Origin of the sequence: Vibrio sp. 10N.222.49.C9 (assembly GCF_041474985.1) — a bacterium.
In the GTDB taxonomy this organism is placed as follows: domain Bacteria; phylum Pseudomonadota; class Gammaproteobacteria; order Enterobacterales; family Vibrionaceae; genus Vibrio; species Vibrio crassostreae_C.
In genome coordinates, this window is the sequence record NZ_JBFRVD010000029.1 from 54,024 (window position 1) to 70,117 (window position 16,094).

At 44.4% G+C, this 16,094-nt stretch carries 16 protein-coding genes and 1 riboswitch; of the genes, 11 read left to right on the top strand and 5 right to left on the bottom strand.

All coding sequences use genetic code 11. The features are described from left to right. The first annotated feature begins 16 nt into the window (after positions 1–16). Positions 17–901, top strand: a complete 885-nt coding sequence (locus AB4585_RS13060) for a cytochrome c oxidase subunit 3 (protein ID WP_009845661.1) — start codon at positions 17–19, stop codon at positions 899–901. A gap of 19 nt (positions 902–920) precedes the next feature. On the opposite strand, the gene AB4585_RS13065 is transcribed toward AB4585_RS13060, so the two are convergent. Beyond that, entirely contained in the window at positions 921–1,151 is a 231-nt protein-coding gene (locus tag AB4585_RS13065) for a DUF2909 family protein (protein ID WP_017064837.1), read from the bottom strand. On the opposite strand from AB4585_RS13065, the gene AB4585_RS13070 reads away from it, so the two are divergent. The 4 genes from AB4585_RS13070 to cyoE all read left to right on the top strand — a co-directional run bounded on the left by AB4585_RS13070 (position 1,039) and on the right by cyoE (position 4,723). Then, a complete protein-coding gene (locus AB4585_RS13070; protein WP_372170005.1) occupies positions 1,039–1,986 on the top strand; it encodes an SURF1 family protein in 948 nt (315 codons plus the stop codon). The two genes, AB4585_RS13065 and AB4585_RS13070, sit on opposite strands and share 113 nt — an antisense overlap. Continuing rightward, a complete protein-coding gene (locus AB4585_RS13075) occupies positions 1,979–2,587 on the top strand; it encodes a hypothetical protein (RefSeq protein WP_061023251.1) in 609 nt (202 codons plus the stop codon). The genes AB4585_RS13070 and AB4585_RS13075 overlap by 8 nt, the downstream gene beginning before the upstream one ends. Positions 2,588–2,703: 116 nt before the next feature. After that, the gene (locus tag AB4585_RS13080; protein WP_372170008.1) at positions 2,704–3,759 is read left to right on the top strand and encodes a heme A synthase; all 1,056 of its coding nucleotides are present in this window, start codon (positions 2,704–2,706) and stop codon (positions 3,757–3,759) included. After that, complete coding sequence (cyoE, locus tag AB4585_RS13085) at positions 3,749–4,723, top strand: heme o synthase (protein ID WP_372170010.1); 975 nt, start codon at positions 3,749–3,751, stop codon at positions 4,721–4,723. The genes AB4585_RS13080 and cyoE overlap by 11 nt, the downstream gene beginning before the upstream one ends. 111 nt (positions 4,724–4,834) lie before the next feature. On the opposite strand, the gene gbpA is transcribed toward cyoE, so the two are convergent. Beyond that, the gene (gene gbpA / locus AB4585_RS13090; protein WP_102332020.1) at positions 4,835–6,301 is read right to left on the bottom strand and encodes an N-acetylglucosamine-binding protein GbpA; all 1,467 of its coding nucleotides are present in this window, start codon (positions 6,299–6,301) and stop codon (positions 4,835–4,837) included. Between the two features lie 72 nt (positions 6,302–6,373). Then, a riboswitch (cyclic di-GMP riboswitch) is annotated at positions 6,374–6,463 on the bottom strand. Positions 6,464–6,786: 323 nt separating this feature from the next. Here gbpA and AB4585_RS13095 point away from each other — a divergent pair. The 4 genes from AB4585_RS13095 (at position 6,787) to aroG (ending at position 9,507) form a co-directional block, all read left to right on the top strand. Next, on the top strand, positions 6,787–7,140 hold the full coding sequence (locus tag AB4585_RS13095) for a hypothetical protein (protein ID WP_017061749.1): 354 nt from the start codon (positions 6,787–6,789) through the stop codon (positions 7,138–7,140). A gap of 100 nt (positions 7,141–7,240) precedes the next feature. Beyond that, positions 7,241–7,912: a DUF3313 domain-containing protein gene (locus AB4585_RS13100; RefSeq protein ID WP_017068633.1), complete on the top strand. Its 672-nt coding sequence runs from the start codon at positions 7,241–7,243 to the stop codon at positions 7,910–7,912. 13 nt (positions 7,913–7,925) lie between these two features. Continuing rightward, on the top strand, positions 7,926–8,141 hold the full coding sequence (locus AB4585_RS13105) for a DUF3820 family protein (RefSeq protein ID WP_004730103.1): 216 nt from the start codon (positions 7,926–7,928) through the stop codon (positions 8,139–8,141). Positions 8,142–8,454: 313 nt separating this feature from the next. Then, on the top strand, positions 8,455–9,507 hold the full coding sequence (aroG, locus tag AB4585_RS13110; RefSeq protein ID WP_017061746.1) for a 3-deoxy-7-phosphoheptulonate synthase AroG: 1,053 nt from the start codon (positions 8,455–8,457) through the stop codon (positions 9,505–9,507). A 110-nt stretch (positions 9,508–9,617) separates the two neighbouring features. Here aroG and AB4585_RS13115 read toward each other — a convergent pair whose 3' ends face one another. The 3 genes from AB4585_RS13115 to AB4585_RS13125 all read right to left on the bottom strand — a co-directional run bounded on the left by AB4585_RS13115 (position 9,618) and on the right by AB4585_RS13125 (position 13,849). Next, a complete protein-coding gene (locus AB4585_RS13115) occupies positions 9,618–11,042 on the bottom strand; it encodes a phosphomannomutase/phosphoglucomutase (RefSeq protein WP_017061745.1) in 1,425 nt (474 codons plus the stop codon). Between the two features lie 15 nt (positions 11,043–11,057). Next, positions 11,058–12,593, bottom strand: a complete 1,536-nt coding sequence (locus AB4585_RS13120; protein ID WP_372170013.1) for a mannose-1-phosphate guanylyltransferase/mannose-6-phosphate isomerase — start codon at positions 12,591–12,593, stop codon at positions 11,058–11,060. 86 nt (positions 12,594–12,679) lie between these two features. After that, a complete protein-coding gene (locus tag AB4585_RS13125; RefSeq protein ID WP_017061743.1) occupies positions 12,680–13,849 on the bottom strand; it encodes a mechanosensitive ion channel family protein in 1,170 nt (389 codons plus the stop codon). Between the two features lie 184 nt (positions 13,850–14,033). On the opposite strand from AB4585_RS13125, the gene AB4585_RS13130 reads away from it, so the two are divergent. Together AB4585_RS13130 and AB4585_RS13135 are read left to right on the top strand one after the other, a co-directional pair. Beyond that, positions 14,034–14,690, top strand: coding sequence for a TrkA family potassium uptake protein (locus AB4585_RS13130; RefSeq protein WP_019820412.1), 657 nt, complete (start codon positions 14,034–14,036; stop codon positions 14,688–14,690). Positions 14,691–14,709: 19 nt separating this feature from the next. Next, positions 14,710–16,077 (top strand): TrkH family potassium uptake protein, encoded by a 1,368-nt coding sequence (locus tag AB4585_RS13135; RefSeq protein ID WP_017065604.1) that lies wholly within the window; start codon positions 14,710–14,712, stop codon positions 16,075–16,077. Positions 16,078–16,094 lie beyond the last annotated feature (17 nt).

Consider the following 16,094-nt stretch of genomic DNA (forward strand, 5'->3'; position numbering starts at 1 on the left):
CATAAGGAGTTGAGCGATGAGTTCTAAAAAGGAAGTTTATTTCGTTCCACATCAAAGCCACTGGCCATTGGTGGGTGCTGTAGCACTGTTTTTGGTCGCGGTTGGCGCTGGCTTGACGGTGCAAAACATGGGTACCGACGCCGCAGGTGGTGTGTTTGGCAAAGCGGTGTTGTTAGTCGGGTTTGCTGTGTTGCTTTACATGCTCGCAGGTTGGTTTAGCAATGTGATCACAGAATCATTGAGTGGTCTCTATTCTGAGCAGATTTCTCGTTCTTTTAGACAAGGAATGAGTTGGTTCATCTTTTCCGAAATCATGTTCTTTGGCGCTTTCTTTGGCGCGCTTTTCTATGCTCGAATGATTTCTGTGCCTTGGATTGGTGGTGCGGGCAATAATGAAATGACCCATGAAGTATTGTGGCCGATGTTCCAATCAATTTGGCCACTAACGACGACCCCTGATGGCGTAACGACACAAGCCATGCCTTGGCAAGGTATCCCGCTTAAGAACACCATTATTCTGCTGCTTTCCTCTGTGACGCTGCACATGGCACATATCAGTCTTGAACAAAATAAGCGTATGGCTTTGATCGTGTGGTTGGAGATAACCATTGTTCTGGCTGGCTTCTTCCTGTTCTTCCAAGTTGAAGAGTATCTTCACGCTTATCAAGAGATGGGGCTGACACTTCAGTCTGGCATCTACGGTAATACCTTCTTTTTACTTACTGGGTTTCATGGCTTACATGTCTGTTTAGGGACGATCTTTTTGATTGTGTTGCTGGCAAGGGTTGCGAAAGACCACTTCACTCCGAAAGACCACTTTGCGTTCCAAGCGGGCAGTTGGTATTGGCACTTTGTTGATGTGGTTTGGTTAGGCCTGTTTGTATTTGTCTATGTGCTTTAACTGCTGAGCCTATCGGGGATTAATAGGGGCGAGGGTTAGGAGTTATCACTCCTGATCCCAAAGCAAGTAATAAAAGTAGCACGACAACGGCTGACCACATGACACGACGCCCCAAGAAGTGACTGAGCCTTTTTCCATTGTGTTTGCCCGAGGCGATTTGGATTAGGCCTTTCATCAAATTGAAAGCGATAAAAAACAGCAAAGCGACCAAGACGACTTTAAATAACAGAACAAAGGTAGATGACGCCATAGTGATAACTCCAAACCGATTGATTGATGATGAACACAAGTTCCGCAGTAAAGGTTTTTGGATAGCGGTTGTTTTAACTGTGGTTTCAGTCGGCGCTTTAATCAAGTTAGGTTTGTGGCAACTCGATCGTGGTAACGAGAAATTACGTTATGAACAGCAATTAGCTGAGAGAGCACATCTCTCGTCACAACCTTTGGGTGTCGTTATTTCTGAGTTGCGAGAGCTGGATTTATCTGGTCAAGAGTCATTAAATCCTCAAACCCTAAACGGGTTAAAGGCTGATGTTGAATTAGTCAATACGAGCGGCTTGATGCTCTTGTTAGACAACCAGATAAGCCAAGGAACGGTAGGGTATGTGATTTACATGTTGGGTGAGGTTCGCTTTGAAGATGGAAACCAGTCCTTAGTGGCTGAAAAACAGTTGTTGATCGATCTTGGGTTTGTTCCGGCAAGTAATGACAGAAGAGAACTACCGCAATTAGGAAGTATCACTGTACCAACCAAAATGTCAGGGCGCTTGTATACACGCTCAATTAATCCTTTAAGTCATGAGTTGGGTTTAGAAAATACGACACCGAATAGAATCCAAAACCTAAACATAGCAGCGTTATCACAGTATACAGGACAAGAAGTGCTGCCCTTTGTCTTCCAACCTCAGAGTTTAGATTCATGGCCCTATGAAATGTTATGGCGTCCAACGGCGATGAGGTCTGAGAAGCATTTTGGTTACTCATTTCAATGGTTTGTTATGGCTGCGGTACTTTTGTTTTTGATGTTGTTGATTGGCTATCGGTACCTAAAAGCGACACCTATCACGGAGAACAACGATGGATAAGTCTCAAGCACAAGTGAACAGGGAAAGTACCGAGGCAAACATGGCTGAGCTTAGAAGCCGTCGTACTAAGGGACGTTTGGTATTAATCGGACTCGTTTTAATTTTCGCTTTGCCTGCGATTATCGCCAAAACAGTGTTGGATCAGAATTGGTATACATCAGGTGTCACTAACTCAGGCGAATTGGTAGAACCAAGAATTACACTAGCGGATTTCGGCGTAACGGTACCCATGGCAGGAGAGGGTTGGGTTGTGGGTTATATCGCACCGATGGAGTGCGAAAGCTTGTGTGAACAACAGCTTCATTATTTGAATCAAAGTTACTTGGCGCTAGGGAAAAACAAAGAGCGAGTGACCGCCGTTGTTTTCGTCTCAGAAGGTAACTCGTTGTCGGGTTCGCTCAACAAGCCTGATTTATCTTTGTTAGCGGGTGGTGATCAATTAAGTACCGAGTTTTCGCCGGCTTCCATAGTCATTATTGACCCACTCGGACAATTGGTTATGGAATACAAAAGCGTTTCTGATCCTTCGCAGCTAGTCAGCCAATCTAAAGGCATGATTCATGATCTAAGAAAGCTGCTTAAGCTGTCACGAGTTGGGTAGTTAATCAGCTTAAGTTGATAAACTTGAATTGATAAGCTTGAGTTAATGAGCTTTAGCTGATTACGTTAATGCTGAGTGTTGTTAGCGAAAAGGGAATAAGTATAGGGAGATAAACGATGCAGAATAAAGCCCCTGATTTACTCATGCACATGATGAGATTCACTATCTTGTTAACCCTTACCGTGATTGTACTCGGCGCTTATACCCGTTTGTCTGATGCTGGCCTTGGCTGTCCTGACTGGCCTGGGTGCTATGGAAAGATCACCGTTCCCTCGAATACCCAAGCCGTTAATCAAGCCAATCTACAATTTCCAGAACGAGCTCTCGAAGCAGACAAAGCTTGGATAGAGATGATCCATCGCTACTTTGCAGGAACATTAGGGCTGCTTATCTTTGTCGTTGTTGCTTGGTGTATTAAAAAGAACATAACAGCTGCTGGTCTTCCGTTACTTATCTCTGCAACCGTGATATTTCAGGCTTTGCTTGGAATGTGGACGGTGACTCTCAAGTTGATGCCCGTTGTGGTTATGGCGCATTTGATGGGGGGCTTCACGTTGCTGTCACTGTTGTGTCTGCTCTACTGTCGTTTGTCTCAATTCCAAAGCCGTTTTGGTGAGGCTACCTATTCTTCACCACTTAAAGTCTCGGCACTATTCGGATTACTCATTGTGGTCGGGCAGATACTGCTCGGTGGCTGGACATCGTCTAATTATGCCGCTCTGGTGTGTACCCAATTACCTATCTGTGAAGGGAACTGGACAAGCTATTTAGATTTCAAGAATGCCTTCGATTTTGCTCAACACGGTCATGATAACTATGAGTTTGGTGTGTTGGAATATCCCGCAAGGCTTACCATCCATGTAATGCACAGGTTCGGGGCTATTGTGGCGACGTTAACGGTGCTGATGATCGTGTACCAGCTATGGAAATTTGGCCAAGCGCCTCACCAAAAATTGAGCGTGATTGTCGCAATAGTCCTGTTTACCCAAATCAGCCTTGGGATCAGTAATGTATGGTTTCACCTGCCAATCTCAGTCGCGGTTTTGCATAACCTAGTCGCAGCGATGTTGCTCATCAGCATGGTTGTAACCAATTTTGTCGTGTGGCAACACAAACCGAGTGAGAGCTTGGTGAAAAACAGTGTACTACAAGGAGGTAATCATGGTCAGTAGAACGTCAGCACAGTATGAAGTGGTGGCTCAAGACGCAGCCTTAACTCATAAGATAACAGCCAACAATGACACAGCTTTAAGTAACGAAATTGCTATAAAAAACAAAGCCACTTGGAAAATTTATTTAACGCTGACCAAGCTTAAAGTGGTGGCTTTGATGTTGCTGACGGCATTGGTTGGAATGTGTTTGGCTGTGCCTAATGGATTACCTTTACAGCAAACTGTGTTCGGGATGATTGGGATAGGGCTGATGGCAGGTTCAGCCGCTGCGTTTAACCATTTGATCGATAAAAAGATCGACGGCCAGATGACTCGAACAAATCGACGTCCTTTACCATCCGGTGAACTGAGTAGTGTGCGTGTATTCAGCTTTGCTGCGGGTATTGGGTTACTTGGCTTTGTCACGTTAGTGGTGTGGGTCAATCAACTGACTGCGTGGTTAACTTTTGCAAGCTTATTGGGCTATGCGGTAATTTATACTATGTACTTGAAGCGAGCAACGCCGCAAAACATTGTGATAGCAGGGATCGCTGGTGCAATGCCTCCGCTATTGGGCTGGACGGCGGTTACCAATGAACTGCACTCAAATGCTTGGTTGTTGGTGATGATCATCTTTATTTGGACGCCTCCGCACTTCTGGGCGTTGGCAATTCATCGTCGTGATGAGTATGCCAAAGTGAATATCCCCATGCTGCCTGTGACCCATGGTATTGCTTACACCAAAACATCGATTCTGCTCTATACCTTGCTGCTAAGTATCGTATGTATATTGCCGGTGTTGGTCGGCATGAGTAGTTGGATATATCTAAGCGCTTCATTGGTGTTAAACGGCGGGTTTGTTTATCACGCTTGGAAACTTAAGTATCGTGATGAGCCTAATATGGCGATGAAGACTTTTAAGTTCTCCATCTATCATCTCATGATCTTGTTTGTTGCTCTGTTGGCAGACCACTATCTACTTTGACAACTGGCGTTTCTAATTTTAATGAACAAGAAAACGGATGCTTTGGGCATCCGTTTTTGTTTGGTTGATGACTAAAAATCACCCAATACAAAGTAAGTATCTAGCGAGTACTTAGTCCACTTTGTTCCAAGCACTTTGCCAGTGTGAACCGACACCTGGTTCGTACTGAGTTGCTGTTGGAGCCCATTGAACACAGTAGCCAGAGTATGGGAACTCTTTACACTGATAAACGCCACCATCGCTGCTTAGAACCTTTGTTCCTGCTGTGTAAGACTCAATGCTTTCTGGGAACACGAAGTCGTAATCGCCCGCTGGTGGCGGCGTTTGCTCGTCCATAAGATGAAAATCAAGCGTGTTCTGATCCACTAAGTTACCTTGGTCATCTTTCGTCACAACCACAAGCATGTGGTGGCCAGCTTCAGACTTAGAAAGAGTCAGTTGAACATCTTCAACTTGTCCGTCTGTTAGGTCCGATTTCTGAGAGGCAAGTGCTTCACGGTGATGGTTGTACACGGTAAGCTCAGCTTGGATATCGCCTGTTGCCGCTAACGTAAGATCAAGCTGAGTAGGTTGGCTCTCATCGATAATGTACTCTGATTCTAAGCCCGAGACTTCAAGATCATGCTCGGGTTCTGGAGTATCAATCTTGTAGCCGATTTCGACACTGTTAAAGCCAGAGCCTGCTTTTAGATAAACAGGATTCGTGCCGTAAACGGGTGCGAAATCGCCTTGGTCATTCAATTGACCTGCTTTGATTTGCGTCTGCTCTTGGTTGATCTTAGAAGCAAGCGCGTAAGACCAGTTATTGGCTTTGCCTTGTTCAGAAGTTTCAATCACAAGCTCAGTGCTGTATGAAGCGTTCTCACCAGACTGGTCGAATACACGCGTATAAACAGCGTCACCAACATTCAGGTCTTGTGTCGGGTTGATTTGACCACCTTGATCCCAATCAGGAATGATAGGGCCGTCACCATCAAATTTCACGTCGATAACGTTGTAGAAAGCCGCTGCAGTGTCACCTACATCCCATACGGCAAGGATCACTTGATAACCTTCACGCTCTGGCACATTACACAAGTGACTGACTTGCATCGGTGGCTGTTCCATATTGCCTTCAACAACACAGAATGGCGTTAAGTCAAAAGAGCTGCGAGCCAACGGCTGGTTTGGATTCCAGTCGGGTTGAGTAATGTAATATTTCCAATCGCGAGTCTTGTGGTTAGCTGTGAATGTCCACTCGAAGTATTGAGAACCAGACTTGATAGGGCGTTTAACCCAGCGGTCTGCCTTTTGCTCGTCTAGTGCTGCTGCTAAAGAAGATTGCGCACTGGCGATTCTCCCATCAGCAGGGCCAACTTCTGGGAAGCCTTCAGGGCCTTCTACACTTTGTGGTTCGTATTGGATACCACCACAGTTGGTGTTTTTCTCTTGCGTATCACTCGCAGGGAACTTACATAGGGCAACACGGCTCTCAGCTACGCCATTGTTGTATGCCGAGACATAACCGTGACCGAAGCTTGCACCGCTTACGCTAAGAAGCGATAGCGCGATGAGTGATTTTTTTTGGAGTTGTTTCATTATTTGTCCTTACTGTATTTGGCCGACAAAAAAGAGAACACCCCGGCATGCATTTACACTTAAATTCTATTAAGTGGCGGCCCCGCTATCATAGACAGAATATTTGTCGACAGACCGGTGGCTTTGCGTCCTATTCTTTCAAATAGTTTGCCAGAAGTGCGTTTGAGCAATCGAAATGTAGCCAACCAGTTTTATAAATGCGAATCAATCGATTGAAATGTGGAATGCCAATCTCGAACTTTTAATTCTTGATACAAATTAACTTGCTATATGTTTAGTTCGTTAACGTATAAATTATTGATATAAATAAAGAAAGAATTTGCTCTAATCGTTTTAGTGAATGAATTTGGGTTGTTTCGCTTCGCTCTGTACAACAATTGTGCGCATATCAAAACCAAACCTTTGGTTTCCACTAACCGAACCCTGACACGCCATGTATGAAAAACCGGACAATTGATTGGTATGAATTATATAAAGGAGCCGGTATGGAATTCACAGAACTAGACAGAGACGCGTTGTATCAAACGTGGATGTCACAAAAATCGAGAATGCGAATTACGCAGATGGAGTTTTCAAAAAAGCTAGGCATGAACCAGCTTGATTTCTCAAGAGTGCTAAGAGGGGAGACGCCATTAACCATGTCTTTCATTAGTCATTTTTGTCGTTTACTTCATTTGGAACCAAGGAATGTATTCCCCTCGCTAAAAGAGGGCAATGAATCGGGGCCTAAAGTGGTCTACCTGAAAAGTAGAATGAGTGTTGATGGTGAGATCCAAAATGCTTATATTGAAGGAAATCAGGTAATTGTAGAGTACGCACACACTGTTCAACATGATTAATTTTAGAGTTAGCTCTGATTTTTAACCCCCTTTTTCTACAACCTTTTCACATAGGGTATGTCATACTTAATTAGATTCCTTAATTTTGACTAAGTGCGTTATGAACCCTTTAAAAGTCCTTTTGCTTGTTGCAACCAGCATTTTCTTGCTTGGTTGTGCAGGCGGCCCAATTAGAACCGCTACTAAATTTACCAGCTACGAAGATTTTCAGGCTGGGCCTGACGGAGGCGTCGACTTGGTTTGGGCAAGGGTTGGGCTACGTGACGCGCAGCGTTTGAAATCCAAGTTAGATGACTACGATTCTGTAGTGATCGACCAAATTTTTGTTTTAGCAGAAGAAGGTTCGTTGGATCAGGAAGAGATTCAGGAACTCACTGAGCACATGGTTGCGCGCTTGGAAGATAAAATATCGCCTCATAAAACGATTGTCGATGAACCGACAGGAAAAACGCTCCGCTTGAGTATCGCTCTGAGTAACGTTGAAACGCCCAATCCGCTCTTAGCTGTAACGAGCAGCGTTCTGCCGTTTGGTCTTGCGATGTCAACCATATCTAAGGTCACGACTGGTGAGCACACCAATGTTGGGAGTGCGAGTGTAGAGTTATTGGTCAGTGATGCTCAAGAGGGCACACCACTGTTTGCAGCCATCGACCGTGAAGCGGGTAACAAAGATTTTTCAACCATGATTGATTCGCTGGATGATGCCAAAGACGCGATCAACTATTGGGTTGAACGTTTAGGTGATACTCTACACAACATAGATGACGCATAGTAAAGACCGAATAATGCTAGAGAAAGAGAACCTGATTAAGTTGGCTCGAATGCAGATGCCATTTGGAAAGTACGCGGGTCGTACACTGATTGACTTACCTGAAGAATATTTGCTGTGGTTTGATAAAAAGGGATTCCCGTCTGGTGAACTCGGCGATTTATTGAAACTGTGCCTTGCTCTGAAAATTGAAGGGCTTGATAGTGTCGTCAAGCCATTGAAAAGAATGTAATTAAATAAAAGCTCACGCTGATCACGTGAGCTTTTTTGTTTTTGAGTTCGACACAATTTTACATGCATGATGTAGCTTGAAGATTGGCTCTTCTTACCTTGCTATAAAATACGCAATCGATAGCGTGTAAATAATGGTATACAGGGTGTTTTAAATATAAAACACAAAAAAAATTGCGTTTATTTTTAATTAGTGATTGAAACTAGAGTTTTTACTAGTTAAGTTACAGGGAACAAGAAGATTAGTGCTGATAGAAAGTGACGTGAGACAACGTACATTCAGCTCAAGGATAGAAAAAAGGAAGAAGTAAGCAATGTTCCAGACTGATGATGTAAGAATTAACAAAGTAAAAGAGTTATTACCCCCTGTTGCTGTTTTAGAAAAGTTTCCAGCGACAGAAGTTGCTTCTTCTACAACCTTTGAAAGCCGCAAAGCGATCCACAATATTTTAGAAGAGAGCGATGATCGCTTGCTTGTTATTGTCGGCCCATGTTCTATTCATGACACAGAAGCTGCTCTTGAGTACGGTAAACGTTTGAAAGTGTTGCGCGACGAACTTGGTGATAACCTTGAAATCGTAATGCGTGTTTACTTTGAAAAACCACGTACAACTGTTGGTTGGAAAGGTCTAATAAATGACCCGTACATGAACGATACGTTCAAGCTAAATGATGGCCTTCGTCTAGGACGTAAGCTACTGCTGGACCTAACTGACATGGGCATGCCAACGGCAAGCGAATTCCTAGACATGATCACGCCTCAATACGTTGCTGACCTAATCAGCTGGGGTGCAATCGGCGCACGTACTACAGAATCTCAAGTTCACCGCGAACTGGCTTCTGGCCTATCTTGCCCAGTTGGATTTAAGAATGGTACTGATGGCAACATCAAGATTGCAACAGATGCTATTCGCTCTGCTAGCGCTTCTCACCACTTCTTATCAGTAACTAAGTACGGTCACTCAGCTATCGTTGAAACAGCAGGTAACCCTGATTGTCATATCATCCTACGTGGTGGCAAAGAGCCAAATTACAGCGCAGAACACGTTGGTAAGATTAAAGAAGAGCTAGCAGCTTCTGGTCTTCCACAAAAAGTGATGATCGATTTCAGCCACGCAAACAGCTCTAAGCAGTTTAAGCGTCAAATGAACGTATCTGATGACGTAAGCGCACAAATTTCTGGTGGCGACAAAGCTATCTTTGGTGTGATGATTGAATCTCATCTTGTTGAAGGTCGCCAAGACCTGGTTGAGGGCAAAGCTGCAACGTACGGCCAATCTGTTACTGATGCGTGTATTGGTTGGGAAGACACTGAAACAGTACTTCGCCAGCTGGCAGACGCTGTTGAAGCTCGTCGTAACAAATAGACTAATTACAGTCAGCGATTAAGCTACTGAAAATTCAAAGCCCTTAGTTAGCAACAGCTAATAAGGGCTTTTTTGTGGATCTTAGTTGAAAACTGGAAGTGTCTGTATTCTTAAATGAGAAAAGACAGTAACTCGTCGACTTTAAGTGACAGTAAAGCTTTATCTTGTTTGGTTTCAACGTTAAGGCGTATTAATGGCTCGGTATTGGACTTTCTTAAGTTGAAGCGCCATGAGCCCATATTCATGCTGATTCCGTCTGTGTGATCGATCTCAACGGCATTATCTTGGTAGTGCGATAACACGCAAGCCATGACCTGCTCTGGGTCTGAGACTCTTCGATTGATCTCCCCGGAAGAGGGGAATCTATCTATACTAGTACTCGTTAATTGGTGAAGAGATTGTTGAGTTTTCGACATCAGCTCGATAACCAATAGCCAAGGAATCATGCCTGAATCGCAATATCCAAAATCACGAAAATAATGGTGTGCGCTCATTTCGCCCCCATAGACGGCATTCGTTTCACGCATCTTCTCTTTGATCAGTGCGTGTCCTGCTTTAATTCCAATCGCTTTTCCACCATGCGTTTTTGCGATTTCAATTGTGTTCCAGGTCATGCGCATATCGTGCAATACAGTCGTGTTAGGCTGTTTGACCAAGAATGCTTCAGCAAGCAACCCTACAATGTAATAACCCTCGATGTAATCGCCTTGCTCATCAAAGAAAAAGCATCGGTCGAAGTCTCCATCCCAAGCAATTCCAAGGTTGGCAGAATGCTCTAAAACGGCATCTCGAGTGGCTGCTTGGTTCTCTCTAATCAAAGGGTTTGGAATACCATTTGGGAAGTTTCCATCAGGGTTATGATGAACTTTGATGAAGGTGATAGGGACACCGAGTTCGTTAAATTTATTATCTAAAGCATCAATGATATGTCCTGCAACACCGTTCCCAGCATTAACCACAATCTTCATCGGTGACAGCTTTGATGGGGTTATGTACGAGAGTAGGTGCTCGACGTACGGAGCAAGAATACTGTTCGATCTACTAGAGTTACTTGGTTGTGCATGAACGAACGGTAAATTGCAGTTCAGCTCTTGATTAAGTTCTTCAATGCGTCGTTTGATTTCATCTAAACCACTGTTTTTACTGATAGGGCTAGCGTCTACACCGACCATTTTCATGCCGTTGTAATTGATTGGGTTGTGGCTGGCTGTGATTTGTATTCCGCCAATCGCTTTTAGGTAACGAGTCGCAAAGTAGACCTCTTCAGTGCCAGTCATACCTAGATCAATGACGGTAATCCCTGACTCGATTAAGCCTTTGGTCATGGCTTCTTGTAATGACAGGGAGGTTTTGCGGTTATCACGACCAATCACTACCTGCGCCAAACCATCGAGTGAGGTTTCAGGCTTAGCGGATAGGACGTATTCGCCAAATGCCTTACCGAGCAGGTAGGCGAGTGGCTCATTGATTTGTTTACCAATGACGCCGCGGATATCGTTGTTCTTAAAGCAGTTTAGGTCTAATGTTGGTTTCATCGATTTGTCGCTGCTTTATTTCGTTTGGTTGTGCTTTGATGAGTGGACTTGTTGCTTGCGCACGTCTCGCCCATAACTGTCTTGATATCGAATGATGTCGCCTTCACTTAAATGACTGCCTGTTTGTACTTCAATCATCTCGAGTGGGAGATCCCCTGGGTTCTCTAGGCTGTGAATATGACCTAAAGGGATGTAAGTGGATTGATCTTCTTCAACCAGATAGGTTTTCTCATTGTTGGTCACTTTCGCAGTACCCGCCACGACTACCCAATGTTCCGCTCTATGGTGGTGCATTTGTAACGACAACTTGTGACCGGGTTTAACGGTGATACGTTTAACTTTGTCGCGCTTGCCTAGGTCGATAACATCGTATTTACCCCAAGGTCTAAACACCTCACGATGATGCACATGTTCTGTGCGACCCGCTTGATTTAGTTGACTGACAATCGATTTAACACCCTGAACCCTGTCTTTATTTGCAACCAATATAGCGTCTTTGGTTTCGACAATAATCAGGTTGTCGACACCTACCGTCGCAACCAGCTTATTTTCAGCATGGATGTAGTTGTGTTGAGAGTCGACGGTTAACACATCACCTTCAATGACGTTATTGTGCTGATCTTTTTCGCTTACATCCCAGATCGCGGACCATGAGCCAATATCGTTCCAGCCGACATCCATCGGGATCACCGCGGCGTGCGAGGTCTTTTCCATCACGGCGTAATCGATTGAATCACTTGGACTGCTTTTGAATGCTTCAGCGTCTATACGGATAAAGTCGAGGTCGGTATTTTGCGTTGCAAGAGCGAGTTTACAAGCCGCTACTATCTCAGGGTGGTGTTCGGCGAGTTCTTCAACATAGCGTGATGCCTTAAACATGAACATGCCACTGTTCCATAAGTATTGTCCTGAGCGGATGTACTCTTCTGCTGTTGCTGTGTCTGGCTTTTCTACAAAGCATTCTATGGCGAAGGCGTGATTGATTGGCTGCTCTGTTCCATTAGTATCAGTTTGAGCACTGGAGGAAAGAGGCTCTCCCTGCTTGATATAGCCATAGCCAGTCTCTGGGGAGCTAGGTGTTATACCGAATGTCACCAGCTTGCCTTGTTTTGCATAATCAACACCACGACTAATCGCTTGTTGGAATTCAGAGGTTTTCGCGATGTGATGATCAGCAGCCAGCACTAACAAGATAGGGTCGGATGCGCTTTGTTCATTAAGCGGTGGTTTACTTAAAGCCTTTAGGGCGGCAAGCGCAATGGCTGGGGCTGTATTTCTACCGACTGGCTCTAGCAGAATACCACTATGTTGAATGTTAGCTGATCGAGCTTGTTCAGCGGCAATAAAGCGATGCTCTTCATTACAGATAATGAATGGGGCATCGCATTTACTATCCATCAAGTGCTCTTCAAGGCCTTGCAGGCGTTGAAGTGTGTGCTGAAGCATTGACTGGTCGCAGGCAATATTGAGAAATTGCTTAGGGTAAAGCTCGCGAGACAGTGGCCAGAGACGACTTCCGGAGCCGCCGGCTAGAATGACAGGTAAAATCATAGCGTGGTAATTAGGTGCATTAGAATACTGCCATCATATTACCACGCTTCACGCTTATTACTTATCGATAACCAAGAAGGATATGACTATCGATGACCTTCCGTAGGGGAGTTCAACATGTCTTTGGGATCGCTAATATTCTGATTATCACCTAGGCTTTGAACGCTGTTATGATCTTGAACATTAGAAAAGTCTTGAGGGTCAATCTTGAGTGTCTGTGTTGGGAACGCGATGTCTGCATTGTGTTTATGAATAATCGCCAGAACCTGTAACAGAACGTCTTGCTTAACTTTGTGGTACCTGATCCAGTTGACTGTTTTTGTGAAGGTATAGATAAAGAAGTTGAGCGTTGATGGCCCAAATTTGTCAAAGTTAACGATCAACGTCTGTTTGGCATCAATATCTGGGTGGGTCTCGAGCATGGTTCTTACATCATCAACAATGAGCGCCAATTTGTCTGCATCTTGATAACGAAGACCAAAGGTTTCATTGATTCTACGATTCAACATTCTCGATGGATTCTCTACCACAATACTACTGAACACCGAATTTGGCACGTACAAAGGACGCTTATCAAAAGTGCGGATGATCGTCATGCGCCAACCAATGCGTTCGACAGTGCCTTCGATTTGACGATCGGGAGAACGTATCCAATCACCGACTTTAAAAGGGCGGTCGAAGTAAATCATCATGCCACCGAAGAAATTCGACAGTAAGTCCTTAGCCGCTAAACCGACGATCAAGCCACCAACACCACCAAAGGTGAGTAAGCCGGAAAGACTGAGCCCAAATGCCTGCATAATGGTTAGGCCGCCCATCACCATAAAGAACAAGCGAGCGACTTTCGCTATCGCTTGTACAGTGGTTTCGTCTCTGGTTTTTTGCTCTAAGACATAGGCTTCAGTGTTAGTGATCATTCGTAAGGTAAACCAAACGAATGTACAGATAATCAATATGTGTTTAAGCGTTTTTAACCAATTGATTTCATTGCCAAACTGGTCTTGAAGTATTAGCCCGATAGAGACTGTAGCAGGCCAACACCAAAGTAATGTGCTGACAGGGGTTTTTAGTGCTTCTAGCAGTAGATCGTCCCAGTGGAATGGGGTTTTCTGAACCAGAATTTCTAAGCGATTATGGATAATTCGCCAAGCTACCCAAGCGAGAAAACTCGCAATAGTGATGAATAGGACGCTGTTTGCCCAATCACTATGGCTCTGGTTGATGTAGGTTTGTACTTGGGTTATGAATTCATTCATTGTGTGCTGCCGCAGAAATTATGAATTGGAAATTAGCAGAAACTCGAGTTGTTCTCTACCTTTATAAATCAAGCGATTATGACAATAGTATAACCTTATTCTTGCAGAACTAACTTTTTTTGAGATAGAAACTAATGTAGGTTTGGCTATCCCGTGTAATTAAAATTTCTAAACAGGATTTCAAATGAGCGACAAACAATATGCAGTTATCGGTTTAGGGCGATTTGGTCTGTCTGTTTGCAAAGAGCTACAAAGTTCAGGGGCACAGGTACTGGCCGTCGATATTGATGAAGAGCGAGTGAAAGAAGCGGCGGCTTTTGTTTCACAAGCGATTGTTGCGAACTGTACAAGCGAGGAGACAGTTAAAGAGTTAAGACTCGACGATTACGACATGGTGATGGTGTCGATTGGCTCTGATGTTAATTCCAGTATTCTGACTACTCTGGTGGTAAAAGAGTCAGGCGCAAAAGCTGTTTGGGTAAAGGCGAACGATAAGTTTCACGGCAAGATTCTCTCTAAGATTGGTGCTGACCATATCATCATGCCCGAGCGCGATATGGGTATTCGTGTTGCTCGTAAGATGCTGGACAGACGCGTTCTCGAATTTATCGACCTTGGCAGTGGCTTAGCGATGACGGAGATTGTTATTGGTTCTAAACTGTTGGGTAAGAAACTTGGCGATCTTAAGCTGTGTAAAGAAAATGGTGTTGAGGTACTTGGCTTCAAGCGAGGGCCGAACCTCACTAAAGCACCAGAATTGGATGTGAGTTTAGAAATTGGGGATGTGGTGATCATCGCTGGGCCGAAAGAGACCTTATCTAGAAAGCTACGCAATTGGTAATTGGCAATAAGGTAACAGTATGAATTCGTTAAAACGAAAAGGTACTTTCTACACGCTTAAGAGTGATAAAAAGCCACGTAAAGGCTCTGAACCTAAGATTATCCTTACGAGCTTCTTAGGCGTACTTATCCCCTCTGCAATATTGTTGACGATGCCTGTATTCTCTGTGACAGGCCTAAGTTTTACGGATGCACTGTTTACAGCAACCTCGGCGATCAGTGTGACAGGATTAGGTGTTGTCGATACCGGTGAGCATTTCACCTTGGCGGGTAAAATCTTACTGATGTTCTTGATGCAAGTCGGCGGGTTAGGGCAGATGACTCTATCTGCGGTACTGCTTTACATGTTCGGTGTTAGGTTAAGCCTTAAACAACAAGCACTCGCGAAAGAAGCGCTTGGCCAAGATCGTAAGATTAACCTTCGTAAATTGGTTAAGAAGATCATCATCTTTGCATTAGTGGCTGAATTTATCGGTTTTGTATTGCTCTGCTTCCGCTGGGTACCTGAGATGGGATGGTCAACGGGCAGTTTTTATGCTCTATTTCATGCGATATCTGCATTCAATAACGCAGGTTTTGCACTGTTTTCAGACAGTATGATGAGTTTTGTTGATGATCCGCTGGTGATCTTCACCTTAGCTGGCTTGTTTATTTTCGGTGGGCTAGGCTTCACAGTCGTCGGCGACCTATCGAGTAACTGGCGTAAAGGTTTTCGACATCTTCATTTACACACCAAGATTATGCTAACCGCCACTCCGACTCTATTGTTGGTAGGTACGGTATTGTTCTGGCTGCTAGAAAGAAATAACTCAGCAACCATGGAAGGGTTATCGACTCAAGGACAGTGGCTAGCCGCATTTTTTCAGTCGGCAAGTGCTCGTACTGCTGGCTTTAATAGTGTGGATTTGTCTCAGTACACACAGCCTGCGTTGCTGGTAATGATTGTACTGATGTTGATTGGTGCAGGTTCTACCTCAACAGGTGGTGGTATTAAGGTTTCGACCTTTGCAGTAGCCTTTGTCGCAACGTGGACCTTCCTCCGTCAGAAAAAGCACGTGGTGATGTTTAAGCGCACTGTGACTTGGCAAGCGGTAACAAAGTCATTGGCCATTATTGTGGTAAGTGGGGCGCTATTAACCACTGCAATGTTTTTGTTAATGCTTACTGAAAAGGCGGCGTTTGATCGAGTGATGTTTGAGGTGATTTCGGCCTTTGCGACGGTCGGATTGACTGCTGGGTTAACCGCAAACTTAACTGAACCGGGGAAATACATCATGATTGTGGTAATGGTGATTGGACGAATCGGACCTTTGACTTTGGCTTACATGTTAGCTCGCCCTGAGCCTTCGTTGTTGAAATACCCTGAAGATACGGTGCTAACGGGTTAATAAGGTTAACAGGCTAA

Coding starts and splice junctions, on each gene's coding strand:
- AB4585_RS13065 (WP_017064837.1), bottom strand. CDS start 1,151: ATGGCGTCATCTACCTTTGTTCTGTTATTTAAAGTCGTCTTGGTCGCT.
- AB4585_RS13075 (WP_061023251.1), top strand. CDS start 1,979: ATGGATAAGTCTCAAGCACAAGTGAACAGGGAAAGTACCGAGGCAAAC.
- cyoE (WP_372170010.1), top strand. CDS start 3,749: ATGGTCAGTAGAACGTCAGCACAGTATGAAGTGGTGGCTCAAGACGCA.
- aroG (WP_017061746.1), top strand. CDS start 8,455: ATGTTCCAGACTGATGATGTAAGAATTAACAAAGTAAAAGAGTTATTA.
- AB4585_RS13125 (WP_017061743.1), bottom strand. CDS start 13,849: ATGAATGAATTCATAACCCAAGTACAAACCTACATCAACCAGAGCCAT.
- AB4585_RS13120 (WP_372170013.1), bottom strand. CDS start 12,593: ATGATTTTACCTGTCATTCTAGCCGGCGGCTCCGGAAGTCGTCTCTGG.
- gbpA (WP_102332020.1), bottom strand. CDS start 6,301: ATGAAACAACTCCAAAAAAAATCACTCATCGCGCTATCGCTTCTTAGC.
- AB4585_RS13135 (WP_017065604.1), top strand. CDS start 14,710: ATGAATTCGTTAAAACGAAAAGGTACTTTCTACACGCTTAAGAGTGAT.
- AB4585_RS13130 (WP_019820412.1), top strand. CDS start 14,034: ATGAGCGACAAACAATATGCAGTTATCGGTTTAGGGCGATTTGGTCTG.
- AB4585_RS13060 (WP_009845661.1), top strand. CDS start 17: ATGAGTTCTAAAAAGGAAGTTTATTTCGTTCCACATCAAAGCCACTGG.
- AB4585_RS13105 (WP_004730103.1), top strand. CDS start 7,926: ATGCTAGAGAAAGAGAACCTGATTAAGTTGGCTCGAATGCAGATGCCA.
- AB4585_RS13100 (WP_017068633.1), top strand. CDS start 7,241: ATGAACCCTTTAAAAGTCCTTTTGCTTGTTGCAACCAGCATTTTCTTG.
- AB4585_RS13080 (WP_372170008.1), top strand. CDS start 2,704: ATGCAGAATAAAGCCCCTGATTTACTCATGCACATGATGAGATTCACT.
- AB4585_RS13115 (WP_017061745.1), bottom strand. CDS start 11,042: ATGAAACCAACATTAGACCTAAACTGCTTTAAGAACAACGATATCCGC.
- AB4585_RS13095 (WP_017061749.1), top strand. CDS start 6,787: ATGGAATTCACAGAACTAGACAGAGACGCGTTGTATCAAACGTGGATG.